Origin of the sequence: Kitasatospora sp. NPDC004669 (assembly GCF_040609455.1) — a bacterium.
In the GTDB taxonomy this organism is placed as follows: domain Bacteria; phylum Actinomycetota; class Actinomycetes; order Streptomycetales; family Streptomycetaceae; genus Kitasatospora.
Genome location: NZ_JBEXKB010000218.1, coordinates 1 through 1,513, shown reverse-complemented (window position 1 = coordinate 1,513; position 1,513 = coordinate 1). Strand labels below are relative to the sequence as shown.

The following is a 1,513-nucleotide window of genomic DNA, read 5'->3' as shown; positions in this document are numbered from 1 at the left end:
CCCGCCGACTGGCCGACGGCACCCTGCAGTCGCTCGGCCGCATCGACGGCCAGGTGAAGATCCGCGGCTACCGCATCGAGCTCGGCGAGATCGAGAGCGCCCTGCGCGCCCACCCGAGCGTCGGCAGCGCTGCCGTGATCGCACGCACCTCCGAGGACGGCGAGAAGGTCCTGGTCGCCTACGTGGTCCCGGCCGAGGAGAGCGGCTCGGACGCCGCCGACCTGCGGGCCCACCTGCGCGGTTCGCTGCCGGACTACATGGTCCCGGCCGCCTACGTCGCGGTCGAGGCGATCCCGCTGACCCCCAATGGCAAGCTCGACCACCGGGCGCTGCCCGCGCCGGACCGCTCGGCGTTCGCGGCCTCCCGGCACGTCGCGCCGCGCACCCCGGTGGAGGGGCGCTTCGCCGAGGTCTGGGGCGAGGTGCTGGGCCTGGAGAAGGTCAGCGTCGAGGACAGCTTCTTCGACCTCGGCGGCGACTCGATCCGTGCCGTCCGCCTGGTCGGTGCGCTGCGCACCGCCGGCTACGACGTCTCGATCCGCGACGTGTTCCAGTCACGGACGATCGCCGCGATGGCGGCGGGTCTCACCGGCCGGGGCGGCGAGTCCCTCGTCTCGGCCGTGGAACCGTTCGCCCTGATCGGCGACGGGGACCGGGCCGCGCTGCCGGCGGGCGTCGTGGACGCCTACCCGCTGTCCCAGGTGCAGACCGGCATGCTGGTCGAGATGCTGGCCGCCCAGGAGCGCGGCGAGTCGGCCTACCACAACATCAACTCCTTCCGGATCCCGGACACCCGGGCGTTCGACGAGGACGCGCTGCGCGAGGCCGTGGCCGTCGTGTCGCAGCGGCACGAGCTGCTGCGCACCGCCGTGGCGCTCAGTGGCTACTCCCAGCCGCTCCAGCTGGTCCACGCCGAGGCCGAGCTCGCGCTCACCGTGTACGACTGGCGCGGTCTGGACGAGCAGCAGCGCGAGGAGCGCGGCCGCGCGTTCGCCGAGCAGGACCGGGCCGAGGGCTTCGACCTGGCCGTGGCGCCGCTGATGCGGCTCGCGGTGCACCTGGAGTCGGACGAGGCCTGGCGCCTGACGCTCAGTCACTGCCACGCGGTGACCGAGGGCTGGACGGTCAACAGCCTGCTGATGGAGCTGGTGGAGTGCTACCAGTACCTTCGTGACGGCCGTGAGCTGCCCGCCTTCGAGGCGCCGGCCGTCCGGTACGCGGACTTCATCGCGGCCGAGCTGGAGTCGCTGGCCTCCGAGCAGGACCGCGCCTTCTGGCAGGACGTCGTCGGCCGGCACGCCCCGTTCCAGCTCCCCGAGACCTGGGCCGACGACGCCGACGTGGCGGCCGAGCGGCACTGGGCTCACGCCTCCTTCGCCGACCTGACGGAGGAGCTGCGGGAGCTGGCCGCCCGGACGCGGACCTCGCTGAAGAGCGTGCTGCTGGCCGCGCACCTGAAGGTGCTGGGCTCGCTCGGTACGGAGGACGCCTTCCACACCGGCGTGGTCTACCA

The 1,513-nt window shown here is 73.2% G+C and carries 1 protein-coding gene; it reads left to right on the top strand.

From position 1 onward, the window contains the following. On the top strand, nucleotides 1–1,513 hold a 1,513-nt coding region (locus tag ABZW30_RS46985), incomplete at both ends, for a condensation domain-containing protein (protein ID WP_355677492.1).